The organism is Deltaproteobacteria bacterium, from assembly GCA_016178705.1.
Taxonomy (GTDB): Bacteria; Desulfobacterota; Binatia; order HRBIN30; family JACQVA1; genus JACOST01.
Genome location: JACOST010000028.1, coordinates 282,890 through 309,447, shown reverse-complemented (window position 1 = coordinate 309,447; position 26,558 = coordinate 282,890). Strand labels below are relative to the sequence as shown.

The 26,558-nt window shown below is 65.9% G+C and carries 22 protein-coding genes; 8 read left to right on the top strand and 14 right to left on the bottom strand.

The genetic code is table 11. The annotated features are described in order from the left end of the window. The first annotated feature begins 24 nt into the window (after window positions 1–24). The 3 genes from HYR72_18410 (at window position 25) to HYR72_18400 (ending at window position 8,771) form a co-directional block, all read left to right on the top strand. Window positions 25–6,951: a GAF domain-containing protein gene (locus HYR72_18410; protein MBI1816956.1), complete on the top strand. Its 6,927-nt coding sequence runs from the start codon at window positions 25–27 to the stop codon at window positions 6,949–6,951. 5 nt (window positions 6,952–6,956) lie between these two features. Then, window positions 6,957–8,051 carry a response regulator gene (locus HYR72_18405; GenBank protein MBI1816955.1) on the top strand — a complete coding sequence of 365 codons (1,095 nt, stop codon included), beginning with the start codon at window positions 6,957–6,959 and terminating at the stop codon, window positions 8,049–8,051. Between the two features lie 486 nt (window positions 8,052–8,537). Beyond that, complete coding sequence (locus tag HYR72_18400; GenBank protein ID MBI1816954.1) at window positions 8,538–8,771, top strand: hypothetical protein; 234 nt, start codon at window positions 8,538–8,540, stop codon at window positions 8,769–8,771. 117 nt (window positions 8,772–8,888) lie between these two features. Here the strand turns inward: HYR72_18400 and HYR72_18395 are convergent, their stop codons facing one another. Further along, complete coding sequence (locus HYR72_18395; GenBank protein MBI1816953.1) at window positions 8,889–9,236, bottom strand: ABC transporter permease; 348 nt, start codon at window positions 9,234–9,236, stop codon at window positions 8,889–8,891. Between the two features lie 270 nt (window positions 9,237–9,506). Here HYR72_18395 and HYR72_18390 point away from each other — a divergent pair, with 270 nt between their 5' ends. The 3 genes from HYR72_18390 to HYR72_18380 all read left to right on the top strand — a co-directional run bounded on the left by HYR72_18390 (window position 9,507) and on the right by HYR72_18380 (window position 11,873). Beyond that, window positions 9,507–10,439, top strand: coding sequence for an SDR family NAD(P)-dependent oxidoreductase (locus tag HYR72_18390; protein MBI1816952.1), 933 nt, complete (start codon window positions 9,507–9,509; stop codon window positions 10,437–10,439). 193 nt (window positions 10,440–10,632) lie between these two features. Then, window positions 10,633–11,034, top strand: a complete 402-nt coding sequence (locus tag HYR72_18385) for a PAS domain-containing protein (protein MBI1816951.1) — start codon at window positions 10,633–10,635, stop codon at window positions 11,032–11,034. Continuing rightward, complete coding sequence (locus HYR72_18380; protein MBI1816950.1) at window positions 11,025–11,873, top strand: MBL fold metallo-hydrolase; 849 nt, start codon at window positions 11,025–11,027, stop codon at window positions 11,871–11,873. The genes HYR72_18385 and HYR72_18380 overlap by 10 nt, the downstream gene beginning before the upstream one ends. Window positions 11,874–11,921: 48 nt before the next feature. Here the strand turns inward: HYR72_18380 and HYR72_18375 are convergent, their stop codons facing one another. The 5 genes from HYR72_18375 to HYR72_18355 all read right to left on the bottom strand — a co-directional run bounded on the left by HYR72_18375 (window position 11,922) and on the right by HYR72_18355 (window position 16,320). Further along, on the bottom strand, window positions 11,922–13,394 hold the full coding sequence (locus HYR72_18375; protein ID MBI1816949.1) for an NAD(P)/FAD-dependent oxidoreductase: 1,473 nt from the start codon (window positions 13,392–13,394) through the stop codon (window positions 11,922–11,924). A 56-nt stretch (window positions 13,395–13,450) separates the two neighbouring features. Then, complete coding sequence (locus HYR72_18370; protein MBI1816948.1) at window positions 13,451–14,500, bottom strand: RNA polymerase factor sigma-32; 1,050 nt, start codon at window positions 14,498–14,500, stop codon at window positions 13,451–13,453. Between the two features lie 87 nt (window positions 14,501–14,587). After that, on the bottom strand, window positions 14,588–14,896 hold the full coding sequence (locus HYR72_18365) for a hypothetical protein (protein ID MBI1816947.1): 309 nt from the start codon (window positions 14,894–14,896) through the stop codon (window positions 14,588–14,590). A 2-nt stretch (window positions 14,897–14,898) separates the two neighbouring features. Then, window positions 14,899–16,044, bottom strand: coding sequence for a molecular chaperone DnaJ (dnaJ, locus tag HYR72_18360; protein ID MBI1816946.1), 1,146 nt, complete (start codon window positions 16,042–16,044; stop codon window positions 14,899–14,901). Window positions 16,045–16,119: 75 nt separating this feature from the next. After that, window positions 16,120–16,320, bottom strand: a complete 201-nt coding sequence (locus HYR72_18355; protein ID MBI1816945.1) for a DNA-directed RNA polymerase subunit omega — start codon at window positions 16,318–16,320, stop codon at window positions 16,120–16,122. Between the two features lie 97 nt (window positions 16,321–16,417). Here HYR72_18355 and HYR72_18350 point away from each other — a divergent pair, with 97 nt between their 5' ends. After that, a complete protein-coding gene (locus HYR72_18350; GenBank protein ID MBI1816944.1) occupies window positions 16,418–16,924 on the top strand; it encodes a hypothetical protein in 507 nt (168 codons plus the stop codon). On the opposite strand, the gene HYR72_18345 is transcribed toward HYR72_18350, so the two are convergent. From HYR72_18345 to HYR72_18310, 8 genes are all read right to left on the bottom strand, one after another. Then, a complete protein-coding gene (locus tag HYR72_18345) occupies window positions 16,916–17,689 on the bottom strand; it encodes a TlyA family RNA methyltransferase (GenBank protein ID MBI1816943.1) in 774 nt (257 codons plus the stop codon). The two genes, HYR72_18350 and HYR72_18345, sit on opposite strands and share 9 nt — an antisense overlap. Then, complete coding sequence (locus HYR72_18340) at window positions 17,676–18,569, bottom strand: polyprenyl synthetase family protein (GenBank protein MBI1816942.1); 894 nt, start codon at window positions 18,567–18,569, stop codon at window positions 17,676–17,678. The genes HYR72_18345 and HYR72_18340 overlap by 14 nt, the downstream gene beginning before the upstream one ends. Further along, the gene (locus tag HYR72_18335; GenBank protein ID MBI1816941.1) at window positions 18,566–18,817 is read right to left on the bottom strand and encodes an exodeoxyribonuclease VII small subunit; all 252 of its coding nucleotides are present in this window, start codon (window positions 18,815–18,817) and stop codon (window positions 18,566–18,568) included. The genes HYR72_18340 and HYR72_18335 overlap by 4 nt, the downstream gene beginning before the upstream one ends. Next, window positions 18,817–20,031 carry an exodeoxyribonuclease VII large subunit gene (gene xseA, locus HYR72_18330; protein MBI1816940.1) on the bottom strand — a complete coding sequence of 405 codons (1,215 nt, stop codon included), beginning with the start codon at window positions 20,029–20,031 and terminating at the stop codon, window positions 18,817–18,819. The genes HYR72_18335 and xseA overlap by 1 nt, the downstream gene beginning before the upstream one ends. 20 nt (window positions 20,032–20,051) lie before the next feature. Beyond that, on the bottom strand, window positions 20,052–21,197 hold the full coding sequence (locus HYR72_18325) for a divergent polysaccharide deacetylase family protein (protein MBI1816939.1): 1,146 nt from the start codon (window positions 21,195–21,197) through the stop codon (window positions 20,052–20,054). Window positions 21,198–21,275: 78 nt separating this feature from the next. Beyond that, window positions 21,276–22,649, bottom strand: a complete 1,374-nt coding sequence (locus tag HYR72_18320) for a S41 family peptidase (protein ID MBI1816938.1) — start codon at window positions 22,647–22,649, stop codon at window positions 21,276–21,278. Between the two features lie 121 nt (window positions 22,650–22,770). After that, on the bottom strand, window positions 22,771–23,400 hold the full coding sequence (locus HYR72_18315) for a class I SAM-dependent methyltransferase (GenBank protein ID MBI1816937.1): 630 nt from the start codon (window positions 23,398–23,400) through the stop codon (window positions 22,771–22,773). 38 nt (window positions 23,401–23,438) lie between these two features. Further along, window positions 23,439–23,627, bottom strand: a complete 189-nt coding sequence (locus tag HYR72_18310; GenBank protein MBI1816936.1) for a helix-turn-helix domain-containing protein — start codon at window positions 23,625–23,627, stop codon at window positions 23,439–23,441. Between the two features lie 327 nt (window positions 23,628–23,954). Between HYR72_18310 and HYR72_18305 the strand changes: the two genes are divergently transcribed. Continuing rightward, window positions 23,955–26,513, top strand: a complete 2,559-nt coding sequence (locus HYR72_18305) for a glycosyltransferase (protein ID MBI1816935.1) — start codon at window positions 23,955–23,957, stop codon at window positions 26,511–26,513. Window positions 26,514–26,558: the final 45 nt, after the last annotated feature.

Sequence of the window (26,558 nt, the reverse complement as noted above, 5' to 3'; positions counted from 1 at the left end):
GGAGAAGGCTCGCCAGCTGCGCTGATGGCGCGGGCGATGCTCTCGGCGACGACCGAGACGCTGCGGCTGATCGGCGCCCACCCCGGTGACCTGACCAAGGTGCTCCACGGCATCCTCGCTAAAGCCGCCGAGCTGTGCGGGGGAGAAGCCGGCTCGATCAGCTTGAACGAGGGTGGAACGATCCGCTTGGTGGCGTCGCACGGCCCGGCCATGGAGCCCTACGTCGGCACCACAGTACCGGCGCTGGCCGAAGACCAAACCTTGTTCAGCGGCGCGTTCCACGCAGACGACTTCGCCGCGATCACTGTGGGCCATCCGTACTTCGAGCCGATGGCGACCGTCGCCCGCGTGCGCAGCTACGCCTTCGTCCAGCTCACCCATGAAGGGGCCGGCGTCGGCGCCTTGCACATGTACCGCCACGAGGTGCGGCCGTTCACCGAGGACGAGCTCACCGCCCTCGCCACCTTCGGCGAGCAGGCGTCGCTCGCCGTCGCCAACGCCCGGCTGTTCAAGGATCTCGGCGAGTCGCTCAAGCTGCAGACCGCGACCAGCGAAGTGCTCGCCCTCATCAGCGCCCACCCGGGTGACCTCACCGCGGTCCTGGACGGGCTGATCGGACGAGCTGTTCGACTGTGCGATGCGGACGCCGGGGTCGTGTTGCGCCTCGATGGCGACGTAGCGACCTTCCTGGCGAACCCATCGCATCCGGAAAGCGTGGGTTCGTCGAGGCCGGTAGGGGCGGAGCGCAAGGCGCGCCTGAGCGCCGGCGAAACCTTCCGTCTCGACGACCTGCGCGCGACTCCAATGCCGGGGCCCGAGATACCGGAAGACGTCCGTAGCTATCTGGCGGTCGGCCTGCGCGTCGATGGAAAGCTGTACGGGACGTTGGGAGTGAATCGTCACGAGGTGCGCCCCTTCGACGAACGCGAAGCCAACATCCTCAATGCCTTCGCCGAGCAGGCGGCGATCGCCATCGGCAACGCCAACCTGTTCAACGACCTCGACGAGTCCCTGGCACGCCAGCGGGCGATGACCGACGTGCTCGACGCGGTCAGCACGGCGCGCACCGATCTCCAGCCCGTGTTCGACGCGCTGGCACGTCACGCCAGCCGCCTCTGCCCGGGCACCGAGGCCGGCGTCGGGGTGTGCGAGGGCGGCGACCTCGTGTTCATGTCGTTCTCCGCCGATCCGACCGTGCGGGCGGCGGCGAGGGTGCTGGCGCCGATCGATGAATCCTCGCTCGGCGGTGACTGCGTCCTGCGCCGCCAGATCATCCACGTACGAGACCTCGATGCGAGCCCGGATCTCTATCCCAACAGTGCCGCGAGAAAGAGCGGGGACAGATCCGTCCTGGTGATCCCCATGATCCGCAACGATCAGGCGATCGGGGTGGTCGGCTTCTACCGTCAGGCCGCCGGTGGCTACACGGATGCGGAGGTGGCGCTGCTGCAGACGTTCGTCAACCAGGCGGCCACCGCGGTGGAGAACGCCCGCCTGCTGCGCGAGATCGAGCAGCGCAACAGCGATCTCGCCGAGTCGCTGGAGCTGCAGACCGCGATGGCCGAGGTGCTGCGGCTGATCAGCGAGCATCCGGGCGAGCTCCGCACCGTGCTCCAGGGCATCCTGGCCCAGGCGAGCGAGCTATGTGACGCGGACCAAGGCTACGTGATCCTCATTCGCGACGACGGGACGGCCATCGTCGCGGCGGATGCTTCCCCCTCGGGATCCTTGGTGGGTCGTGTCTTGCCGCTCGTCAAGCAGTATCAGGGTATCGATCAACCAATGATCTTCGACGACCTTCAGAGCCTGTACGCGGCCGATGATCACTCGGTGGTGGCCGAGTTCGTCCGCGCGACACAAGACCGCAGCAAGATGGTCGTCCCACTGGTGCGGCAGGGTAAACATATCGGCAATATCCACCTGGCCCGACGCGAGGTCAGGCCGTTCACGCCGACGCAGGCGCCCATCCTGCAGGCGTTCGCCGACCAAGCCGTCATCGCCGTCACCAATGCCGGTCTGTTCAACGACCTGGCCGAGTCGCTGGCGCGGCAGGAGGCGATGACCGATCTGCTCGACGCCGTCAGCACCGCGCGCACCGACCTGACCCCGGTGTTCGACACCCTCGCCCGCCAGGCCGATCGCCTCTGCGGCGGCACCGGCGCGATGGTGGCGATGCGTCACGGCGATGGACTCGTCTCCGTGGCGGGAGCCGGGGCGCTCGCGACCCAGTTTCGGGACCTAAACCTCGGCGTGATGCCGATCGACGACAGCACCATGTTCGGGGCGAGTGCCAAGCATCGCGAGATCATCCACATCAGGAGCTGGGACGACGAGCCAGCCAACCGATACCCCGACGCCCCGAGCCGGCGTGCCGGCGCCAAGAGTGCCCTCACCATCCCCATGGTCCGCGACGACGTCGCGCTCGGCGTCGTCGCCTTCTCCCGTCTCACCCCGGGGGGATACACCGATGCCGAGGTGTCGCTGCTGAAGACCTTCGTCGACCAGGCAGCGGTCGCCGTCGACAACGCCCGCCTCCTCATCGAGATCGAGAAACGCAATAGCGAGCTGGCCGAGTCGCTCGAGCTGCAGACCGCGACCGGCGCGATCCTCGAGCTCATCAGCGCCAACCCCGGTGACCTGCGCAAGGTGTTCGACGGCATCGTCGCCCAGGCGGCTCGTCTGTGCGATGCCGACAGCGCCTCAATCAGTCGGATCGAGGGTGACGAGCTCGTGCTACAGGCGACGAGCTACGAGCACAACCGGGCCAACGTCGGCGTCTACCGGACGCCGATTCCACGAGAGCAGGACGCGTGGTCCGGCGTCCGCTTCGTCGACGATCTGGCGGCCGTCCTGCCGGGCATACCGGCGGAGCTCCGAAGCTGCTTGACCGCGCCCTTGGTCGTCGACGATCGGCCATACGGAAGATTGAACCTGATCCGCTCGGAGGTGCGCCCCTTCGAGCCGCGCCACGGACGCATCGCCCAGGTCTTCGCCGAGCAGGCGGCGATCGCCATCTCGAACGCGAGGCTGTTCAACGACCTCGACGAGTCGTTGGCGCGTCAGCGGGCGATGACCGAAGTGCTCGATGCGGTCAGCACGGCGCGATTCGATCTGCAGCCGGTGTTCGACCGGATCGTCGAGCATGCGAGTCGCCTGTGCGGCAGCACTGGGAGCCTCGTGACGCTGCGGCACGGCGACAAGATCCAGTATGCGGCCAGCACGTTCTCCAGCCTGCTCACGATCGAGCTCGACAACACTTCGCTCAGCGGCGCCGCCACCCTCTCCGGCAAGGCGATCACCGTAGACGACTGGGACAACCGCCCTGCGGATCAGTTTCCGACCTCCCCCGTACCGCGTACGACCGGCTCTGAGGTGGCGTGCCTCCCGATGCTGCGTGACGGTGTGGCGGTGGGCAGCATCGGCGTCACCCGACCGATGCGAGGCGGCTACGCCGGCGCCGAGGTTTCCCTCTTGCAGACCTTCGCCAACCAGGCGGCCATCGCGGTGGAGAACGCCCGCCTGCTGCGCGAGATCGAGCAGCGCAACGCCGAGCTGGCCGAGTCCCTCGAGCTGCAGACCGCGACCGGCGCGATCCTCGCACTCATCAGCGCCAACCCCGGCAACCTCCGCAAAGTGTTCGACGGCATCGTCACCCAGGCGGCTCGTCTGTGCGATGCCGACAGCGCCGCAATCGGTCGGCGCGAGGGTGACGAGACCGTGCTGGAGGCGACGAGCTACGAGCACCACCAGGCCCGCGTCGGCCGCCGGTTGCGGATTCCACGAGGGCAGGACTGGTGGACCACCCTGCACTTCATCGACGACCTCGCCGCCGTCTCGAACGCGCCGGCGGAGATCCGCAGCTGCCTCGTGGTGCCCCTGACCGTCGACAACATGCCGTACGGAACATTGACCCTGACCCGCTCGGAAGTGCGCCCCTTCGAGCCGCGCCACGGGCGCATCGCGCAGGTCTTCGCCGAGCAGGCGGCGATCGCCATCTCGAACGCCAGGCTGTTCAACGATCTCGACGAGTCGTTGGCGCGTCAGCGGGCGATGACGGAGGTGCTCGACGCGGTCAGCACCTCGCGGCTCGACCTCACGCCGGTCTACGACGCCGTCGTTCGCCACGCTGACCGGCTCGGCGGCGGCACCGGTGCCCTCATCGTCGTTCGCGACGGCGACGAGCTGGTCGTCGTCGCCCAGGCGGGCCCCGCGGTCGGCGTGATCGGCGACCGCCTCGCCGTCGACGACTCCTCGCCGCTCGGCCACGCGGCGATGACCGGCGAGACGATCCACGTGCGCGACTGGAGCACGTTGCCCGCCGACCTCTACCCGAACGCGATCGCCCGCGGCGCGCGTCTCAGGAGCTCGCTGGTGGTGCCGATGGTGCGTAACGGGGTCACGGTCGGCGTCGTTGGCTTCGCCGGTGATCGCGCCGGCGGGTTCAGCGACGACCAGGTGTCGTTGCTGCAGACGTTTGCCGGTCAGGCGGCGATCGCCGTCGACAACGCGCGCCTGCTGCGCGAGATCGAGCAGCGCAACGCGGAGCTGGCCGAATCCCTGGAGCTGCAGACCGCCACCAGCGAAATCCTCGAGCTGATCAGCTCGCATCCCGGCGATCTCGACACCGTGCTGAACGGCATTCTTCGCAAGGCATCCGAGCTGTGCGATGCGCCGAGGGCGAACATCCTTCTAAGGCACGGCGACGGCGTCCGCTTCGCGGCGGTGTTTGGTGGGACGGTGGACGCCCGCGAGCAGCTGGGCGTGGAGATCCCCGTCGATCGGATGGGCTCTATGCTGCGCGCTCGCAACGATCGCACACCGTTTCTCATCGACGACTTCAAGGCCGTGGCGCGCGACGAGCTCAGCAGGCGCCTCGCGGAGTTGAACGACGTGCGCAGCTTCGCGACGATGGCCCTGTTCCACGACGACGAGTGGATCGGCAACGTGAACCTCTTCCGCCACGAAGTTCGTCCGTTCGACGCGAAGCAGGCCCCGATCCTCCAGGCCTTCGCGGACCAGGCCGCCATCGCGGTGGCCAATGCCCGCCTGTTCCAGCGGCTCGAGGAGCAGACGCGCATCGCCGAGGAGGCGAACGCCGCGAAGGGGTCGTTCCTGGCGACGATGAGCCACGAGATCCGCACGCCGATGAACGCCGTGATCGGCATGAGCGGCCTGCTGCTCGACACCGACCTTTCGCCGCGCCAGCGCGAGTTCGCCACTATCATCCGCTCGAGCGGCGAGTCGCTGCTCGGCATCATCAACGACATCCTCGACTTCTCCAAGATCGACGCCGGCCGCCTGGAGCTGGAGCGGCACCCGTTTGATCTGCGGGCGTGCATCGAGTCGGCGTTCGACCTGGTCACCGAGCCGGCGGCGCGCAAGGGGCTCGAGCTCGCCTTCCTGATCGATCCGGCCCTTCCCGAAGGCCTGAAGGGCGACGTCACCCGCCTCCGCCAGGTGCTGGTGAACCTGCTCGGCAACGCGGTCAAGTTCACCGACGCCGGCGAAGTGGTGCTGACCGCCGAGCCCGGCGGCGAGCCCGACCAACTGCACCTCGCCGTGCGCGACACCGGCATCGGCATTCCTGCCGATCGCGCCCACCGCCTGTTTGAGGAGTTCAGCCAGCTCGACTCGTCGACGACGCGCAAGTACGGCGGCACCGGCCTCGGCCTCGCGGTCAGCAAGCGTCTGGCCGAGCTGATGGGCGGCACCATGTGGGTGGAGAGCGTCGCGGGCGAGGGGTCCACGTTCCACTTCACCATCACCGCCGAAGCGGCTGAGGTGCCGTCGCGGGTCGCGGCGGCGGGCATGCCGAGTGAGCTGATCGGCAAGCGCGTGCTGCTGGTCGACGACAACGCCATCAACCGGCGCATCCTCGACCTGCAGACCGAGGTCTGGGGCATTCACGGGCACTCGGTGGAGACGGGCGACCAGGCGCTGGCGATGGTCGAGCGCGGCGACCGGTTCGATCTCGCGATCCTCGACATGCACATGCCCGGCATGGACGGCATCGAGCTCGCGCATCGGCTGCGCGCGCTCCGGCCCGAGCTGCCGCTGGTGCTGTACACGTCGCTCGGCGGCGACGAGATCGATCCGGTGTTCGCGGCAGTCCTCGCCAAACCGGTGAAGCAGTCGCAGCTCTTCGATCTGCTGGTGTCGCTGCTGAGCGGCGGCGCCGTCGAGCATGCGCCCGTCCGCGAAGACGCGGCCACCAAGCTCGGCGAGCGCCATCCGCTCCGCATCCTCCTCGCCGAGGACAACACCGTGAACCAGCAGCTCGCCCTCCTGCTGCTCGAATCGATGGGGTACCGCGGCGACGTCGCCTCCAACGGCGTCGAAGCGGTCGAGGCGGTGAACCGCCTGCCGTACGACCTGGTGCTTATGGATGTGCAGATGCCCGAGATGGACGGTATCGAGGCCACCCGCCGCATCCGCGCCGACGGGCCGAGCCCGCAGCCGCGCATCGTCGCCATGACCGCGAACGCGATGCAGGGGGATCGCGAGGCGTGCCTGGCCGCGGGCATGGACGACTACCTTGCCAAGCCGATCCGGCCCGAGCAGCTCGCCGCCGCGATCGCGGCGACGCCCAATCGCGCCGCCGATCGCCCACGGGTCACGGTGCTCGACCCCTCCGCCCTCGCCCGCCTCCAGGCGATCGCGACGAACCCCGAGGCGCTCGCCCGTCTCGTCGCCTCGTTCCTCGACAACGGCGCGGTGCTGATCGCCAAGCTGGCCGAGGCCGCCGGGGCCGGCGACGCCGCGGCGCTCCGCCGCCACGCCCACACCTTGAAATCGAACGCGGCGAGCTTCGGAGCGACCGAGCTCGCCGAGCACTGTGCGGCGCTCGAGGCGCAGGCACGAGCCGGCGACGTCGCCGGCGCCGGTGAGGCAGTGAGCCGCATCGCCCAGGAATTCGATGGAGCGCGAGCCGCACTCGCGTCGCAAGGATGAACGACATGTCCACCAGACCCGCCACGGTCCTCGTCGTCGATGACGATCCCCTCAACCGCGCCATGCTGTCGATGTCGCTCGGCGCCGAAGGCCACCAGGTGCGCGAGGCCGGCAACGGCCGCGAAGCCATCGCCGTGCTCGCCGAGGAGGCGATCGACGTCGTCCTTACCGACATCGAGATGCCGGAGATGGACGGCTACGGCTTGCTGCGGCACCGCAGCGGCGACGACCGCCTGAAGACCATCCCGTTCATCGTCATCTCCGGGGTCGACGAGATGGACTCGATCGTCGCCTGCATCAAGCTCGGCGCCGAGGACTACCTGCCGAAGCCGTTCGATCCGGTGCTGCTGCACGCCCGCCTCGGGGCGTGCCTCGACCGCAAGCGGATGACCGACGAGCTACTCGAGTGGAACACGCGCCTCAGCGAGCGGGTCGAGGAAAAGGTGCGCGAGGTGGAGCGCCTCAACCGGCTCCGGCGGTTCGTCACCCCGCAATTGGCCGAAGCGATCGCCGCCGGCGGCGACTCGATCCTCGCCAGCCACCGGCGCGAGATCACGGTGCTGTTCTGCGACATGCGCGGCTTCACCCCGTTCTCCGAGACGGCCGAGCCCGAAGAAGTGATGGCCGTGCTGCGCGAGTTTCACCACGCCGTCGGGCCGATGATCTTCGAGCACGGCGGCACCATCGCCCAGTTCACCGGCGACGGGATGCTGGTGTTCTTCAACGATCCCGTGCCGCTCGACGACCCGGCGTGGGATGCCGTGCGGCTTGCGATCGCGATGCGGGAGCGCACCGCGGCCCTGTCGCAGCAGTGGCGCCGGCGCGGCCATGACCTCGCGCTCGGCATCGGCATCGCCGTCGGCTACGCCACCTGCGGCGAGATCGGTTTCGAGGGGCGCACCGAGTACGCGGCGATCGGCACGGTGGTGAACCTCGCGGCGCGCGTGTGCGCCATCGCGCCCGGCGGCGCGATCCTCGTCACCCACCGCGTGCACGCGGCCGTGGAGGACCGGGTGACGGCGTCGAGCCTGGGCGACCACGACCTGAAGGGCCTCAGCCGGCCCGTGCCGCTGTACCAGATCGATGGCATGCGCGGATGATCCTCGATCGTCCCGTAAGAGGAGGAAGGGAATGGCAAAGGCGGCGGCCAAATCATGGCAACTGCCCTTCGCGCTTCCGGTGGCCCATGAGTGATGATCCCCGCGTCCGTCCCCGACTTCCTGGCGAAGCCGATGCTCCGCCATCCAGACATCTGGCCGCTCGACTTCCATCCGCCGGATCGATTCGCCACGCTGTGCAAGAACCTTGGGCCGCGCCGGCCGACCTGGGGCTCCGACGTGCCGCATTTGTGGGTGGCAGGCCTATGGAATGGCCACAGTGCCACGCAGGCAACGCCGACCTCGCCTTCTGCGCGAGGCAGCTTCGCGCCGCACGACTCGCCGTCGAGGCCGCGCTGTCGACGCCATCGAACCGGCGCGTGCCGCGCTCGGCATATTCGGACACGTCGAAAAGGAAACGGCAGGCGTGGCAGCAGCGCTTCTGGCCGAAGCCCTGCTGAAACGGGTGACCTATCGGCCGCGCAGTCCGTGGCAGCAGAGGCGATCGCGCTTTGCCGCCGCTCGCTGCGCGGCATGTACGAAGCCGAGGCCCACGGTGTCCTCGCCCGCGCACTCCTCCATCGCGACGCAGCGGCGGCCCGCGATGCCGCCGAAGCCGCGCTCGCCAACGCCGCGGCGTTGATCGAAAGCACGGGAGCAAAGACGCTCGCCCCCGCGCTCTGCGAGTGGCGCGCCGAGCTGGCTGCCGTGCTCGGCGACTAGGTGACGCGCGCTCAACTGCTGCGACAGGCGCAGCAAGGCTACGAAGAGATCGGCGCGCCGCTTCGCCGCGCGCCTGGCGACAGAAATTGGATCGTGAATCAGCACCGCACCGCGAGATCACAAGGTACGCCGAAACAACAATGTCGCGATCGTCATCGTCACGATGGAGAAGGTGGCGAGGAAGACGAGGTCGCCACCGATGGCCGCCATTCCCGTATCTTTCAGCAACAAGCACTTGGGCGCGTGGACGGCGTAGGTAAACGGATCGGCCGCCGAGATCACCTGCATCCAGGCGGGGAAACCTTGGCGCGGGTAGACCGCGCCGCTCGGGAAGTACAGGAGCGTGCTCAACACGCCGAACATGGCGCGCGGCACCAACGGGTCGGTCACTCGCACCATCAGCAGGAACATCAGGCTGATCAGCGCGAACGCCGTCAGCATGATCACCATCAGCACCTTGGTCAAGCGCAGCGGCGCGAACGGGTCGGGGATGCCGGCGATGAGCGAGCCGACGGCTCTCGGCGACCAGCTCCTCCGGGGTACACAGGAGTTCCATGGTGCCCTCGAGTGTCTGCCGGCGCGGCGCAACGGCGCTACCAAGAGATAGGGGCACCGCTACAGCTGCAGCGCCTCGCCGAGGAGCTTGGTTCGTGACATATCCGGATGGAGTTAGCCAGTCGTCCGACGCGATCAACGGCACGCGTAGGCCCGGGATGTATGGTATAGGGCGCCGTCATGGCGATCCTCGAAGAATCGGTCCCACGGGCCAACGTGTACGCGCGACTCGCCGCTGCCTCGATCGGTCAGGGTCGTAAGACACGGCGCTGTCCGGAGACACCACGACTGGAGAGGAAGCGGGTGCTGGTCACGGGCGGCACCAACGGCATCGGCCTCGAGATGGCGCGTGGCCTCCTCGCGCGCGGGGCCGACGTGATTCTCCCGTGTCGCAACCCGAGCAAAGGGGCTCGCGTGCGCGATCAATTGCGACGGGAAGCGGGCGAGAAGGCTCGCATCGATCTCGTCGCCATGGATCTGACCGATCTTCGTAGCGTGCGTGAAGCGGGGCGGGAGATCGCGAGGCTCGGCGCGCCCATTGATGTCGTGATCGAAAACGCCGGCGTGATGGAGCGCGCGTACTCGGTGACGCCGCAGGGTCACGAGATCAGCTTTGGCGTCAACGTCCTTGGTCATTTCGTTCTGCGCCAGACGCTTCTGGATAGCGGCGTGCTGCCGAGCGCACGCGTGGTCATCATCACGGGCGATATCTACGTCCTCGAGTCCGGATGTACGCCTGACTACTCGTGGCGCGGCAGGATCGGAGGTCTGCGGGCCTATTGCCGCAGCAAGCTCGGGAACCTGTGGATCGCGTCGGAGCTGCAGAAGCGCCATCCGGAGCTGTCGGTGTTCGTGGTGCACCCAGGCGCCATCGCTACCGACCTCGGCGGCGATGCCGGAGCCGTCGGCAACTGGTTCAAGCGCGCCACCATGATCAGTCCCGAGCTCGGCGCGCAGACACCGCTCATCTGCGCCACCCAGGAGGGGCTGCGGAAGGGTGGGTACTATCACAACACGCTGGGACTGGTGCGGCTACGCGATGAGGACGCCGCGCTCGACGCCACGGCCGCGGAAAAACTGTGGGCGCTCTGCGAGACGTTGGCTGCCGCGTGAACCCGTCTGGAGGCAGCGAGCCTTGGTCGCCGCCGAGCGCGAGCTGCGCGAGGCGCAGCGGCTGTTCACCACGATGGGCGCCACCGGACACGCGCCGCGCCTGGCGGAGGAGCTAGGTTGTTAGTCGTCACGTTGCTCGGTTGCATACGCGTTACGCTGCCCGAACGACCGCAAGTGTGATAGCGGGCACGCTATGGCGCAGCAGGAAATCGAGGTCATCTTGATGCGGCAGCTCGCCAGCTACTTGGCGACGCCGATCTTCATCGTCGATCCCAACGGCACGTTGGTGTTCTACAACGAGCCGGCAGAAAAGATTCTCGGCCAGCGCTTCGAAGAAACCGGGGAGCTTCCAGGAGACGAATGGGCCAGTGCCGATCGCGCCTCCGATGCGAACGGCAATCCCATTCCTCCCGAGCAGCGACCGCTGATGATCGCGTTGCGCGAGCATCGCCCGGCACACGATCGGCTGTGGATTCTCGGCCTCGACAATCAGCGCCGCTGCATCGAGGTCACCGCCTTCCCGCTCGTCGGCCAAGCCGGCCGCCACCTGGGAGCCGTGGCCATCTTCTGGGAGGTGCCCGGCGAATGCGAGTGACCTTCTGGGGCACGCGCGGATCCCTGGCCAGCCCGGGCAACGAGACCGCGCGCTACGGCGGCAACACTTCGTGCATCGAAGTGCGCGCCGCCGACGGCGCGCTGCTCGCGCTCGACGCCGGCACGGGGATCCGGCGCCTCGGTGGCGCCGTCCCTGCCTCACTGCGGCGCGTCGACGTGCTGCTCACACACCTGCACATGGATCACATTCAAGGCCTCGGCTTCTTCGGTCCGTTGTACAACCCCAACGTCGAGGTACACATCTGGGGGCCGGCCAGTACGACCATGAGCTTGCGCGCACGGTTGACGCGCTACCTGTCACCGCCTTTTTTCCCGATACACCTGCGCGAACTACCCTGCGTGCTGACCCTGCATGAAGTGCCATGTGCTGAAGAGACCGTCGGACCGTTTCGCATCGTCTCGACACTCGTGTGCCATCCCGGACCCACCGTCGGGTACCGCATCACCGCCGATGGGCGCACCGTCACCTATCTGCCCGATCACGAGCCCGCGTTGGGAGCGGCGGAGTTCCCTGCCAGCTCCGAATGGACCTCGGGATTCGCATTGGCGGCCGATGCCGACCTGCTGATTCACGACGCGCAATACGCCGATCAGGAATACCGTTCGCGGATGGGTTGGGGACACAGTACGTTCGCGCAGGCGGTGCGCTTCGCGACCGTGACGCGAGCGAAGCAATTGATCGTCTTTCACCACGATCCGGAACGCAGCGACGACGCCCTCGAACGCGTCGTCGCCGCAGAGGCGCTTCCAGTTGCCGGCGCGCTGCCAGTCAGTATCGCGGCCGAGGGCACGAGCATCGACGTCGGCGCCACCGCCTGAAGCCGGCACACCCACCGGCAACGCCGCCTGGAATATAGGACACCGGTGTCATCCGGCTACTCGCTCATAGGCATCGAGCTGCGGCGCTGCCATTTCCTCGCGGAAGCGATCGAAGGTCCACGGCCAGACGGCCGGGATGCCGCGGTCGTCAAGATACCAACTGCGGCAGCCGGTGGCCCAGACGGTTCGCTTCGCCTGCTCGACTCGTTCCGCATCGAACCGCGCCGTCGCTGAGGCGCTGGCACTGATCTCGCGACAGCGCCCGACACGGATCAACTCGATGAGTTGCAGAATGTACGCGATCTGCAGTTCGGCGACCTCGATCAGCGAAAAATTTCCCACCGGACCGTTGGGGCCATTGAGCATGAAAAGATTCGGGAAGCCCGGAATCGAGATGGAGAGGTAGGCAGCCGGCCGCTGCGCCCAGACGTCGTCGAGACGCGTGCCGCCCCGTCCGATCACCTCCATCGGGCGCAGGAAGCGATCGACACGGAACCCCGTGGCCAGCACCAACACATCGAGCGGATGCAGCCGGCCGTCGCGGGTACGCACGCCGTCGACCTCGACGCGCTCGATGGCTTCGGTGACAAGCTCGGCGTTGGGCTGCTCGATGGCCGCATAGAAATTGGGCGAAACCACCAGGCGTTTACACGCGGCGCGATAGTTCGGGCGCAGCTTCTCCCGCAGCTCGGGGTCGCGCACGTGACTCTCGAGGTTCGCCCGACAGACGTCTTCGATCAGCTTCATCTGCGGCGAGCTCGCGTCCACCGCCACATTCGAAAAATTCTCGGCGAGCATGCGCGACATCTCGTGATGCATCGTGCGCATGATCTCCGGCTGGCGACGGAACTCGGCCTGCTCCGCGCTGCTGTAGGGCGGGTTCTCCTGCGGCGCGATCCACTGGGCCGTTCGTTGGAAGAGCGTGAGCTTGGCGACGCGCTCGACGAGCGCCGCGACGATCTGCACGCCCGTCGAGCCGGTGCCGATGACGCCGATGCGGCGGCCATCGACCGGTGTGCTGTGGTCCCAGCGCGCGCTGTGGAAGCGCGTGCCCGCGAAGTCATCGAGTCCGTCGATGTCGGGAACGTTCGGATGATGGAGGACGCCGGTCGCCGCAATGACGATGTCGGCCTGGTCGCGGAGGCCGCTCGTGGTCTCGATCTGCCAGCGGCCTCCGCTGAACTCGCAGCGAGCAATCTCTGCGCCGAAACGAATGCGCTGGTCCACGCCGTACTGGCGTGCGACGCCTTCAAGGTAGGTCTGGATCTCCGCACCGGGCGAGTAGCGGTAACTCCAGTCGGGGTTGGGTGCGAACGAATAACTGTAGAGATGCGAGGGGACGTCGCACGCGATGCCGGGATAGGTGTTCTCTCGCCAAGTGCCACCGAGGCGATCGGCCTTCTCGTAGACCGCGTAGTCGTGGTAGCCGGCCTCGTCGAGTTTGATCGCGCTCAAGATGCCCGCCATCCCCGCGCCAATGATAGCGACGCGCAGCGAGCGCTGAGGGCTATCGGCCCGCATAGCGTGCTCGACTCTCAGTTCCTTCACACATTCTCCGCGACAACCGGCCCGGCGGTTCAGCCGATCTCAACCGTCGAATCACGCAGATCTTCGAATTCGGATTGCAGATGCGCTTTCAGTTTTTTCTTGAGGCGGGCTTCGAGCTGGCGCACGCGTTCGCGGCTGATCTTGTACTGCTTCCCAATCTCTTGCAGCGTCAGGGGCTCCTCAGCCATCAGCCGGGCATCGAAGATCACCTTGTCTTTGCCCTTCAACGTCGCCCCGAACTCGGCGATCTTGATGCGCAAGCGTTCTTGATACTCGGCGTTGGCGAGTCGATCTTCGGTGGTCGCCTCGTGGCTCGACAAGAGGTCGAGCATAGTCGCATCGCTGTCGCTATTCATCGGTGAATCGACCGACAAATCGCGCGAGGCCATGCGCTGTTCCATTTCGACGACCTCGTGTTCCTTCACGTCGAGCCGTTGCGCGATCAACTTGGGGCCGGGAAAGATACCCTCGGCTTCGAGGCGTTGCTTCTCCTTCTGCAGATTGAAGAACAACTTGCGCTGCGCTTGTGTCGTTCCGAGCTTCACCAACCGCCAGTTGTTCATCAGGTAGCGGATGACGTAGGCGCGAATCCACCACGCCGCGTACGATGGGAAACGAATGCCGCGGTAGGGGTCGTACTTCTTCACCGCTTCCATCAACCCGATGTTGCCCTCTTGGATGAGGTCGATGAGCTGGCGAAAGGCGCGCTGATACTGGCGGGCGATCATCACCACCAGACGGAGATTCGCCGTCACCAAGCGATAGGCGGCCTGCAGGTCGCCGGTCTGCAGGTATTCGACCGCGATGCGGTGTTCCTCCTCGCGCGACAGCAACGGGTAGCGGCGGATTTCGGCGAGATAGCGCTGCAGCGGATCGTAAGTGGTGACCGCACTCGATGAGTCGGACGCGTCCTCCTCGCCAACGTCGGCGACTTCGACGACTCCGGCAACCAAGTCAGCGCCGGCCTCGGGCTCTGCGCCGAGATCACCGGTCAGTTCTGGTGTCTCGTCGGGCGTGTCGTCCGATGTCGCCGTGGTCTCGTCCAGCGGCTCGTCAGTATCTCGGTGCGCGTTTGCCATTGGCAGCGGACAAAACGGTAACGACTTTAGCACAACGGGGCAAGCGGGCAGCTGAATTCTTGACTTCTGACTTCCGACTCCGACTTCTCACTTCCTCAACCGCTCGCGCAGCTCCGCGACCAAAGTGGCGAGGATCTCGTCGAACTGCGTCTGCATCGCCCGCATCGTCTCGCGCATATGCAGGATCACTTCGGCGCCGGCGAGATTGATGTCCATCTCTTCAGTGAGCAGGCGGACGACGCGAATGCGCTCGACGTCTTCGATCGAGAGGACCTCGTCGTCGTCGAGGCTCCGCTTCGGATGAATGAACTCTTCGATCTCGAGCGTGCGCAGCCAATCGCGATCGACGCCGAGCTGTTCGATCACCTCGATGAGCTTCACATAACGCGCCGTCATGATCAGAACCGCAGGCTCGCGCGGAGATCGCCGGTGTAAGCGGCCTCCAGCGTTTCGATGGCGTGCTTGACGCCCTCAGCCGTGCCGTCGCTGGGGACCTGCACCATCAAGCGCAGATACAGATCACCACGCGTGTCCTTGCTGCCGAGCAGCGGCGCACCGTGGCCGCGCACGCGTAGCAAACGGCCGCTCTGGCTGCCGGCAGGCACCTTGACGCGCACCTCGCCATCGGGTTCCGGCACGGTGATGGTCGCGCCGAGCGTCGCTTCGCCGACCGTGACCGGCACGTCGAGATACAGATCGTTGCCGCGGCGATCCAGCAGCGGATGCGGTTGCACGCGGACCACGAGGTAGAGATCGCCGGCCGCGCCACCGGCGACTCCGGCTTGGCCTTTGCCCGCCACGCGCACGCGTGAACCGGTGTCGACTCCGGCAGGAATGCGGACCGCGAGCCGTTCGCGGCGGCGGGTCTGACCGCTGCCGCTACAGGTCGGACACGGCGTGAGCCCGATGGCGCCTGCGCCCGCGCAGCGCGGACACGTGCGCATGAACGCGATCGGGCCTTGCGCGATCCGCACCCTGCCCTTGCCGCCGCATTCCGGGCACGTGATCGCCGCCGGTCCGCGTAGTTGACCAGACCCGTGGCACGGGCCGCAGGCCTCGTTGCGTTCGAGACTGATGGTCGTGCTCGACCCGCGCACGGCGTCGAGCAGCGCGATCGGAATCTCCGACTCGATATCTTCGCCACGTTGCGGACCGCTGGAGCGGACACCGCCAAAGATATCGCCGAAGACGTCGTCGACGCTGCTGTAGCGTTCGAAGCCGCGCCCGCCGGCAAACTCGCCGGGGTCAAACGGTCCGCCGCGGTGCCACGAGGTTGCCTCGCGAGCCTGCGCAGGATCGAAGCCGGCCTGCAATCCGGCGGTACCGAATTCGTCGTAGAGTTTGCGCTTCTCCGGATCGGAGAGCACGTCGTGCGCGTGCGAGATGTGTTTGAAACGTTCCTCGGCGTCCTTGTTGCCGGGATTCACATCAGGATGGAACTTGCGCGCGAGCTTGCGATAAGCCTTCTTGATCTCCGCCGCCGACGCAGAGCGCGCGACGCCGAGAAGTGCGTAGAGGTCGGTGGGCGAATCAGCAGCGGACACAGTGTGAGGGAACGATCGAGCCAAACCCGGAGCCCGTGCCAGCTCCGGTGGCGGCAGTCGGCGTCACGCCGTCGGTTATTCCTCTTCCTCCGGGTAACGCATCAACACCTTCTCAGCCGCCACTTCTCGCAAGGCGGTCACCACTTCTTTGTTGTCGGTCTCGACCAGCGGACGCGCGCCCTTGAGCAACTGCTTCGCGCGGCGCGCACTGAGCAGAACCAGCTCGAACCGGTTGGGAATCTTCTCCAGACAATCTTCGACAGTGATGCGAGCCATTCTGTGACGCTCCTTTGGGTAGCGCGCGGGAGTGTAGCGAATTCACCCCGCAAAGCAAATCCTCCTCAATCTGTCGCGAATCCTTCAGTTGACTCTCATGCCGGCGCTGAGTAGCTTGCGCGCCCGTATGAGCTGGCGTGACGCATTGGGGCGATTGGTGTCGGGTGAGCAGTACACTGTTACCCACGAGGCGATTCCGGAGCTGCAGAAGGCCCATGCCGGCCTGTGCGAGCGTGCGGCGCTGATGCGTGTCCACGCCGAAGCGGCGCCGAATCAACTCAGCCAACAGGAACTCTCCCGCTTGGCCGACGAAGATGACTCCGAGGCCAAGCGCTTGGCGGAGGCACTCGCAGCGCTCGGCGCCGAGGTCCCGCGCACCGAGCCTGTTCCGCCAGTTGGAAGTTTGAACCATTGGGAACGCTTGGTGCAGGATCTCGAGGCTCATCGCAGCGCCATGCGTCGGCTGCGCGAAGAAGCCGTGCATTTCGCGGAGACCGTGCCGCAAACCGCCGCATTGTTTGACCGCCTCTGCCGGTTGGAGGAAGCCCACGCTCTGCGGCTACGTGACCTCATCGCCCGCACCGACGCGCTGGCGTTAAACTAGGCTCGCGCCCTTCTCCAGCCACAGCAGAAATTCTCGGTTGCCGGCCGGTCCTTGGATCGGCGACTCCATCTCACCGCGGCAGGTGAGGTCGAGTTCTTCCGCGCGCGCACGCACGGCATCGATGGCGGAGCGATGCAGCGCCGGATCGCGCACGACGCCGCCTTTGCCGACGAGCCCTTTGCCGACTTCAAACTGCGGCTTCACCAATAGGACGAACGTCGCGGCCGGCGCCGCCAGCTCGATCAACTTCGGCAACACCAGGCGCAGCGAAATGAAAGACACGTCGGCAACCACCACCATAGGCGGCTCGTCGAAGTGAGCAGCGAAGCTGCGAATGTTGGCGCGCTCGTAGAGCGTGACACGCGGATCATTGCGCAACGTCCACGCGAATTGGCCGTAGCCGACATCGACGGCGTAGACACGCCGCGCGCCGTGCTGCAGCAGACAATCCGTCCAACCACCCGTCGACGCGCCGGCATCGAGGGCAACGCAGTCGCGGACGGGAATCGGCCAGGCTTCCAACGCCGCCGCGAGTTTCACCCCGCCGCGACTGACGTACGCGATATCACTGCCGCGTACTTCCACCGCCGCGGTTCGTTTGACCAAACTGCCCGGCTTGTCCACCGGCTGGTTGTCGACGAACACCTGCCGAGCCATCACCAACCGGCGCGCGCGTTCGCGCGTGGGGGCGAGGCCGCGCTCGACCAGCAGCGTGTCGAGACGCGCGCGACCGGGATGGCTCGCGGGACGACTACGCGCCGGCACGCGTGACCACGTAGCGCGCGATCGCACGCATGGGCTCGGCGCGTTGGTCGAAGCTCTGCAACTCGTCGAGCGCTTGCGCCAGCAAATCGCGCGCGCGCGCCTTCGCCGCTGCGATGCCCATCACGGCGGGGAACGTCACCTTGCTGAGCACCCGATCGCGCCCGGCCCGCTTGCCCGTGACACTCGTCGTGCCCTCGGCATCGAGGATGTCATCGGCGATTTGAAAGGCGAGCCCCAGACACTCGCCGTAGCGCGTGAGGTGGCGCAGTGTGCTGGCGTTAGCCCCAGACAGCAGCGCACCGGTGCGCACGGAGGCGAGCAGCAGCGCACCGGTTTTGCGGACGTGAATGAACTCGACCAACGCAAGACTCGGCTCGGCGTGCTCGGCCTCGATGTCGGCCACCTGCCCGCTCACCATGCCGCGCGCTCCGGCCGCTTCGGCGATCTCGTGGATCACTTGCAGCGCGCGGGCTTTGTTGAGGCCGTTGGTTTGCGCCGCAGCCACCATCACACGAAAGGCTTCGGTGAGCAACGCATCGCCGGCGAGAATCGCGACGGCCTCGCCATACACGACGTGACACGTCGGCTGGCCGCGGCGCAGATCGTCGTCGTCCATCGACGGCAGATCGTCGTGCACGAGCGAGTAGGTGTGGACCATCTCGAGCGCACACACGAACGGCAGCAAGTCGCGCGGCGCGCCGCCGACCGCCTCTGCCGCCGCAAGCGCCAAGATCGGTCGCAAACGCTTGCCGCCCGCCAGCAGACTGTGGCGCATGGCCTTGATCAGTGTCGGGGTGTGCTTGGCTTTGACTGGCAGGTAGCGCGTCAGTTGGCGATTGATCTGCCGGCGGCGGCGCGCCAGATAGCTTTCCAGGTTCACGATCCGTCATCCTTGAGCTTGTCAACGATCTGCAACCGGATCGCGCCCTCCGCGTCGCGGGTGAGGATCTCGACGCGCTGTTCGGCGTGGTTGAGCTTCTCGTTGAGCAAGCGGACTAGGCCGATGCCTTGCTCGAAGGCGGCGAGCGCGTCTTCGAGTGCGAGGTCGCCGGATTCCAAGCGCGCCACGAGCGTCTCCAACTCGTGCATCGCGTCCTCGAAGCGTCGGGTGTCGGTGTCATTCGCCATTACGATTCACCACTCTCTGACACGCGCGCCAGCGCCCAGCCCCGCGCGAAGGCGAGCCGCACGGAAGTGCCGGCCGGAACAATCGCCGCATCGCGCACCACGCTGCCGTCGTCTTGGCGTCGCGTGATGCTGTAGCCGCGCTGCAACACCGCGAGCGGGCTGAGCGCGTGCAGTTGTTCCGCGCTCCCGCGCAGCTGCTGGCGTGCGAGGCGCAGCGTCGCCGCCAACGCGCGCTGACTGCGCTCGCCCAACTCATCGACCCGCAACCGGAGCGATGCCAGCACTTGGCGCGGTTCACGGATGTGCCGCTGTAAGCCGGCGACGCGTTCGCGCTCCCGTTGCACGCGCCGGCGTAGGGCACTCACCAGTGCGCGCGTCGCGTCGTCGACATCAACCGCCACCTGGCAATGATCCGGTACCACCAGCGCCGCCGCTGCGGTGGGCGTCGCCGCGCGGCAATCGGCAACCAAATCGGCGACGGTCACATCGACCTCGTGGCCAACCGCCGAGACAACCGGAATGCGCGAGCCGGCAATCGCGCGGGCCAAGTGTTCCTCATTGAAGGCCCACAGGTCTTCAACCGATCCACCGCCGCGGCCAACGATGATGACATCGATCGACGGAACTTCGTTCAGCTCCTGAATCGCGGCCACGATATCAGCGGCGGCGCCCGCACCCTGCACACGCACGGGCCGCAGAATCACTCGTTGCGATGGCCAGCGATCGCGCAAGACGCGCAGGAGATCGTGCACCGCCGCTCCGGTCGCCGCCGTGGCGATGCCCACAGCCCTCGGATAAATCGGCAGCGCTCGTTTGCGTTCGGGGGCGAACAGTCCTTCGGCCGCCAGTCGCTGCTTGAGTTGTTCAAGCGCCAGTTGCTGTGCCCCTTGGCCACGCGGCTCCATCCAGTCGACGTAGAGCTGCAGATCGCCGCGGGCTTCGTAGAGGCCGATGCGCCCGCGCACCACGACTTCCATGCCGTCTTGCGGGCGAAACGTGAGCGTCTGGCTGGCGGAGCGAAACATCACCGCCGCGATCTGGCTGCGGCGATCCTTCAGAATGAAGTAGCAATGACCCGACGGCGGCACCCGAAAATTCGAGATCTCACCAACCACGCGGCAATCCGCGAGCGCGCCATCCAACACCTCGCGCACGCGCGAGGTGAGCTGACTCACGGTCAACACTGGTGCTGCCAACGGCTCAAGTGATGGCATGCGCGGACTGTAACAGAGGCCTACTTCGACGCCAAGGTTCCGGCTTGGATCAGCGTCGAGATCGGCAGCAGTTCGACACCGGCCGCGCGCCACTCCGGCAGCACGGCCTTCAACGCCGTTGCGGTCATCGGCTGCGGGTGACCTACACCGATGGCGCTGCCGCGCTCGCGCGCTTGCTGCAACAACGCCGCGAGTTGGTCGTGCATGGCGGCTTCCGTGGGTACGTCGTCAAGCACTACGGTGCTAGACCCCACCGCGATACCAATGCCGGCGGCCAATTCGGTGGCGGTACTTTGCGTGGCGTAGTCGACGAGGAACAACTGGTGTCCATTGAGCCAACTCAACAACCAGCGCATGCGCTGGCGATCGCGCGTGATCGGCGCGTCCGCCGCCACCGAGGTCCCGATCACGTAGGGGACCGCGGCGAGGGCTTGCGTGAGTACATCCTCAATCGCCGCGCGCGCGGCCACGGCACGGAGCACTCGTTCATCCGTCGCGTCACCACCGTCGTCAGTCGGTAAGCGGAGCAAGACTTCGCGGTTGAACGTGTGCGCAACTTCAGCGACCTCCTTCGAGAAGGAACGAAATGGCGCGATCGCAAACGCTAACGGCGCATCGAGGCCGGCAAACTCGCGCGCGCTGCGCAAATCGTTGCCAAGGTCGTCAATCACGATGGCGATCTGCATGCGCACCGGCGTCGGCGTCGCCCATCGCATCAGCAGCGTGTGCGTGAGAACCTCATCGATGCCCACCTGCACATGCGCACCGCCGCCGTCCGTCGTAACGTCAACCACGACGCACGGATCGTGTTCGCCGAGTGGCGCCAGTCGCCGGCGGATCTCATCGGCGGTGATCGTCGGCGGGACGCTAACCTCGTAGCGCCGGTGAATGTAGCGCAAGCGTTCTGCCCCTTGCTTCTCCTCGATCGGCGCCAGCAGAGGTAGCCCGCTCTGCGCTAGCAACGCGGTCGCTTCGTTGATCTGAGTGGTGAGGTCGGCCAAGCGCCCACTGCAATCGACGTGCGGCGCCGCGGGCAGGATCGGACCGTGGCCGGAGCGTATTTCCTGCGCGATCACGAACAGCAGCACGCCGAAGACCGCCGAGAATATCAGGCTCCGGAACCAGCCCAGGCCACCTCCCCGGGCGCGGGCGCGATCACGCGCCATCAGGCTACAGACAATGCGGAGCCCTTTCGTACGAAAGGGCTCCGCCGGGTCAGGCTAGGCATGATCGCGCGCGGCCGCTTAGGGCTGGCTCTGCGCCACCACGGTTTTGAACACGTTCCAACTCTTGAGCAGTTCCAGCGCGCGGTGGAGTTGCGGATCCTTCGCGGCTTCGGGATCGAGCGGAGGGCCACTGCTGCTCGGAATGTTGCCGTCGCCGCCTTGCGGCGGGGCGCCGTCGTGCGGCTTCTCTTCCTTGATCTTGGTGCCACCGCTGGGCGATTCGAGGTGCCGCGGTAAGTTTTCCTCGCGCAGCGAGGGCACGTTGTGCTCAGCTTCGGCCTTCGCGGTCACGACACTCTCCATGACCACGTCGGGCGTAATGCCCATCGCTTGGATCGACCGGCCATTCGGCGTGAAGTAACGCGCAGTGGTGAGGCGCAACGCGGCGTTGTCGTCGATCGGCAGGATCGTCTGCACCGATCCCTTACCAAAGGTCTGCTCACCGAGCACCAGCGCGCGTTTGTGATCTTGCAGCGCACCGGCGACGATCTCGGAGGCGCTGGCGGTGCCACCGTTGACCAGCACGATCATCGGAAATTCGGTATGGCTGCCTTGGCGGTGAGCGAAGTACTTTTGCTTCTGACTCTCCAGCCGCCCGTCCGTATAGACCACCAAGCCGGAATCCAAGAAGGTATCCGACACGCGGACCGCTTGCGTGAGCAGCCCGCCCGGATTGTTGCGCAGGTCGAGTACCAGGCCGGACAGATGCCCTCCGCTCTCCTTCTCCAAACTCTTCAACGCCTTCTCGAGATCTTCGTCCGAGTGCTCTTGGAACTGTGTGAGGCGGATATAGCCGTAGCCCTTTTCCAGCATGTGGAATTTTACGCTCTGGATTTTGATGACCTCGCGTTCCAGCGTGAGATCGATCAACTCGGCCGCCCCCTCGCGACGCAGCGTGAGATGAATCTTGGTGCCCTTCGGACCACGCATGCGCTTGACGGCGTCGACCAAGGTCATGTCCTTGGTGAAATCGTCCTCGATCTTGATGATCTGATCGCCCGGTTTGACGCCGGCGCGGAAAGCTGGGGTATCCTCGATGGGCGACACCACGGTGAGCAAGCCGTTTTTCACCGTGATCTCGATGCCGAGGCCGCCGAAGCTACCGCGGGTATCGACCTGCAATTCTTTGTACTGTTCGGGAGGCAAGTAGGCGCTGTGCGGATCCAGGGCGCTGAGCATGCCGGTGATCGCGCCGTCGATGAGTTGCTTGGTTGTGACTTCATCAACGTAGTTCTTTTGTACCAGTGCCAGCACGTTGGTGAAGGCCTCGATGTTCTCGTAGGCATCCTTCGCCACGGCTGAGACGCGGCTCACCATTCGGCCGCCCAGGAGGAGGGCCGCGGTCACCACGATCACGGTTGCGACTACACCGAGTCGCCGCTTTACTGTCATAGGAGTCTGTACCTTCCGATCCGCAACGATGACGGAGTATAACCTATGCGCCGGTCAGCCACAATTCAGTAACTGGCGCGGTCCACGACTGGCCGAACGGCCAGGTTTGAGAGGGGGCGGGCTACTTTTGGTTCTCGGCCACGACGATGGTGAACAGGGAGCGCTGCGAGGTCTTGTATTGCCGGCGGATCCGCAGCGGCAAGCCCTCGAACACCTCGCCTTGATTGAGCGTGCGCCAGCCCAGGCGGCGGGTGATGGGCTCGATCGAGCGATCGAGCGCCGCCAGCATGGGCTGTGGGCTGCGGAAGTGATTGATCACGACCACCGATCCGTGTGGACGGCAGACGCGCTGGACCTCGTTCATGAGCCGGCGCTGATCGGGGACGACGCTCACCACGTGGAAGGCCATCACGTAGTCGAAGGTATCCTCGGCGAACTTGAGATCGAGCGCATCCATCGGCATCACGTTGATGTGGCGCCACGCGTTACGATTGATCTTCTCTTGCGCCTGTTCGAGCATCTCGGGCGCCAGGTCGATGCCGGTCACATGGCAGTGCGGCGGATAGGCCGGAAACGAGAGCCCGGTGCCCACACCGACTTCCAGGACGCGGGCCCCCGGCGGGATGTCCAGCGCGCGAATGACCCGACTGATCCGCGGAAAGAACACGCGCGTAAAGATCCGGTCGTAGAGGTGGGAAAATTCGGAGTAGATCTTGCTTTCGTGGGCTTGAGTCTGTTCGAACGAGGGCATCAGAACCTCAATCGGTTAGGCGCGAGCAACCCGCGCGATCACGCGGCCGTTGCCCCGCGCAGTTGGCGCTTGAACGACGCGATGTCGCGGCGGCGAAAGCGCCACTGCCGCCCGGTTTTGAATGCCGGCAAGATGCTCTTGCGGGCAAACTCGTTCACGGTGTCCGGACTCATATCGAGGATCTGAGCGACCTCTTTGCTGTTCAGAATCGTGTCATCCTTTTCCATGGTACAAACTCTCTCGCCTCCCCGGCGGGTAGCGTTGAGACTTCTCCCTGAACGGGAGCGGCGCATCTAACACGGCGTGTTACTTCAGTCAAGGTAACCTCGCTTTCACCAACGCGGGAAACGAGCGCGTCGCGGATCGCCGAACTTCGCGTGCAGGTTCGCGCTCAAACGGGGCGCCCGGCGGTTGCCCAGCCAGACCTAGCTTGGCGCGGGCACGCCATGCTATGACGGCGCCGGTTTCGACGATCCAAACGATGGGGTGCCCGATCCTTTCCGCTGCGCGGGACTAACCGCAACCCCGATGCTCATCCGGAGTTGATTCAGACCATGCCCCCAGCCAGCGCTGCCGCGGTCGCACTCGACCGGCGCATTGCCCAAGAGGACATTGGCCGCCGACCGCAGGCGAAGGGCAAGTTCCTCTTCCGCGGGGAAGAAAAATGCTTCCTCCGCGGCGTGTCGTATGGACCATTCGCCCCCGCAGCGCATGGAACGCAATTTCCCGAACGCGATATGGTCCTGCGCGACTTCGCGCTCATGCGCGATGCCGGCGTGAACTGCTTCCGCACCTTCACCCCGCCCCCCGAGTGGCTGCTCGATCTCGCGGGTGACAACGACCTCGTCGTCCTCACCGGCATCCCGTGGACCGAACACGTGGCCTTCCTCGACGAGCCCGGCGTCGCGGCAGAGATCCGCACCAGCGTCGAGAACGCGGTGAAGGCACTGCACGGCCATCCCGCGCTCTTCGCCATGCTGATCGGCAACGAGATCCCGTCCGACATCGTTCGCTGGCACGGCCCCGAACGTACTCGCGAGTTCATGCACGAACTGTTTGACCTGGCCAAGAACATCACGCCGGAGACGCTGGTCAGCTACGCCAACTTCCCGCCGACGGAATATCTCGATCTCGATTTCCTCGACTTCATCTCGTTCAATGTCTACTTGCATCGCGAGCACGATTTCCGCAGCTACGTCTCGCGGCTGCAGAATCTCGCCAAAGACAAACCGCTGGTGTTGACCGAGTTCGGCATCGACTCGATCCGCGAAGGCGATGCGGAGCAGGCCGAGATCCTGTCGTGGCAAGTGCGCGCCGCCTTCGAGAGCGGCGTCGCCGGCGCGGTCGTGTTTGCGTGGACCGACGATTGGTTCACCGGCGGCTTTCAGGTCGAAGACTGGGCGTTCGGACTGGTCGATCGCGCCCGCCACAAGAAACCGTCGTATCACTCGGTGCAGAAGATCTACGCCGGGCAACTGCCGCCGCCGCTGCCGAATCCACCCAGGTTCTCAGTGGTGATCTGCGCGTATAACGCCGAGACGACGATGGATGCCTGCATGCGGTCGTTGCGCGAACTCCGGTACCCGAACTACGAAATCGTCGTCGTCGATGATGGTTCGACCGATTCGACGCGGGCAATCGCAGAACGCTATCCCGAGGCGCGGATCATTTCGCAACCCAACAAGGGCCTCAGCGTGGCGCGCAACGTCGGCGCCGAGGCCGCGCTCGGCGACATCATCGCCTACACCGACTCCGATTGCGTGGTCGATCCCGATTGGCTGACCTACCTGGCGTACAAGTTCGAGTACGGTGGCTTCGTGTCCGTCGGCGGACCGAATCTGCCGCCGCCCGAAGACGCGTTGATTCCGGCGTGTGTGGCAGCGTCGCCCGGCGGGCCGACGCATGTACTGCTCAATGACGAAGTGGCGGAGCACATTCCGGGCTGCAACATGGCCTTCCGGCGCAGCGCGCTGCAAGCCGTCGACGGCTTCGATCCGGTGTATCGCGCGGCCGGGGACGACGTCGATCTGTGTTGGCGGTTGCAAAACCTCGGACACCCGATCGGCTTCAGTCCGGCGGCGATGGTGTGGCACTTCCGCCGCAACACCATCCGCGCGTATCTCAAGCAGCAGATGGGCTACGGCAAAGCCGAAGCGCTACTGTACTTCAAGCATCCGTATCGCTTCAACCTGCTCGGGCAATCGCAGTGGCTTGGGCGCATCTACGGAGACTTCACCGGTGCGTTGTTCTCGCGCCGCCCAGTGATTTACCATGGCGTGTTTGGTCGCGGCCTGTTCCAAACCCTGTACGAAGCGCCGTCGTCGTTGCTGTCGTACATCCCGTTCACGCTCGAGTGGAACGTCGTCGGGCTGGTGCTGCTGCTGGGATCGTTGCTCGCCGGGCGCTACCTGTTCCTGGCCTCGGCACCGTTGCTGATCTCAGTGGTGTGGGCGGTGGCGACCGCGTGGCGCGCGCGGCTGGAGCCGCGCTACGATCTGTTCCGTTCGCGGCTGCTGATTACGGCGCTGGTCTATCTCGGGCCCCTCGTGCGCAGTGCGCAGCGGTATCTGTGGCGGTTGCAAGGCATGCGGCCGGTCGAACGGATCAGCCTCGAGACGCCGTCGCAGAAACCGAAAGTGCAGTGGGCGGCACGACGCTTCTTCCTATCGTACTGGTCGGAAGACGGGCGCGAGAAGGAACACCTGCTCGGGGCCTTGATGGAGTTCCTGGTCGTGCGCAAGCACTTGGTCGCCATCGATCAGGGGTGGAACGACTGGGATATCGAAGTGTATCGCGGCGTCTGGACGACCGCGGATCTCAAGCTCGCGGTCGAGAATCACGGCGGCGCCAAGCGTTTCTTCCGCGCCCGCTGCGGCATTCGTCTCTCGTTCCTCGCCAAGATGTCGCTGCTCGCTTGCGGCGCGGTCCTGTCGCTCGGGCTGTTCCTGCGCGCACCGGAGATCGCGGAGGTGGCGGGGCTGCTCGGCGCCATCAATCTGGGCGTGGTGATCTACGAGTGTTTACGTCTGGGCCGCGTGATGTACCACGCTCAGGAGATCGTCGCGAAATCGATCGGGCTGAGTCCAGTGCTCGAACCGGTCGTGGGGAAGTAAGCGACGAGCGTGTGGGGTTCCTCATTTGGTTCCCGCTCCCGGCAA

What these genes read in the sequence shown, in the direction of transcription:
- HYR72_18410 (MBI1816956.1), top strand. Translation starts at nt 25, where the DNA reads ATGGCGCGGGCGATGCTCTCGGCGACGACCGAGACGCTGCGGCTGATC.
- HYR72_18405 (MBI1816955.1), top strand. Translation starts at nt 6,957, where the DNA reads ATGTCCACCAGACCCGCCACGGTCCTCGTCGTCGATGACGATCCCCTC.
- HYR72_18390 (MBI1816952.1), top strand. Translation starts at nt 9,507, where the DNA reads ATGGCGATCCTCGAAGAATCGGTCCCACGGGCCAACGTGTACGCGCGA.
- HYR72_18385 (MBI1816951.1), top strand. Translation starts at nt 10,633, where the DNA reads ATGGCGCAGCAGGAAATCGAGGTCATCTTGATGCGGCAGCTCGCCAGC.
- HYR72_18380 (MBI1816950.1), top strand. Translation starts at nt 11,025, where the DNA reads ATGCGAGTGACCTTCTGGGGCACGCGCGGATCCCTGGCCAGCCCGGGC.
- HYR72_18375 (MBI1816949.1), bottom strand. Translation starts at nt 13,394, where the DNA reads ATGCGGGCCGATAGCCCTCAGCGCTCGCTGCGCGTCGCTATCATTGGC.
- HYR72_18370 (MBI1816948.1), bottom strand. Translation starts at nt 14,500, where the DNA reads ATGGCAAACGCGCACCGAGATACTGACGAGCCGCTGGACGAGACCACG.
- HYR72_18365 (MBI1816947.1), bottom strand. Translation starts at nt 14,896, where the DNA reads ATGACGGCGCGTTATGTGAAGCTCATCGAGGTGATCGAACAGCTCGGC.
- HYR72_18355 (MBI1816945.1), bottom strand. Translation starts at nt 16,320, where the DNA reads ATGGCTCGCATCACTGTCGAAGATTGTCTGGAGAAGATTCCCAACCGG.
- HYR72_18350 (MBI1816944.1), top strand. Translation starts at nt 16,418, where the DNA reads ATGCCGGCGCTGAGTAGCTTGCGCGCCCGTATGAGCTGGCGTGACGCA.
- HYR72_18335 (MBI1816941.1), bottom strand. Translation starts at nt 18,817, where the DNA reads ATGGCGAATGACACCGACACCCGACGCTTCGAGGACGCGATGCACGAG.
- xseA (MBI1816940.1), bottom strand. Translation starts at nt 20,031, where the DNA reads ATGCCATCACTTGAGCCGTTGGCAGCACCAGTGTTGACCGTGAGTCAG.
- HYR72_18325 (MBI1816939.1), bottom strand. Translation starts at nt 21,197, where the DNA reads ATGGCGCGTGATCGCGCCCGCGCCCGGGGAGGTGGCCTGGGCTGGTTC.
- HYR72_18320 (MBI1816938.1), bottom strand. Translation starts at nt 22,649, where the DNA reads ATGACAGTAAAGCGGCGACTCGGTGTAGTCGCAACCGTGATCGTGGTG.
- HYR72_18315 (MBI1816937.1), bottom strand. Translation starts at nt 23,400, where the DNA reads ATGCCCTCGTTCGAACAGACTCAAGCCCACGAAAGCAAGATCTACTCC.
- HYR72_18310 (MBI1816936.1), bottom strand. Translation starts at nt 23,627, where the DNA reads ATGGAAAAGGATGACACGATTCTGAACAGCAAAGAGGTCGCTCAGATC.
- HYR72_18305 (MBI1816935.1), top strand. Translation starts at nt 23,955, where the DNA reads ATGCCCCCAGCCAGCGCTGCCGCGGTCGCACTCGACCGGCGCATTGCC.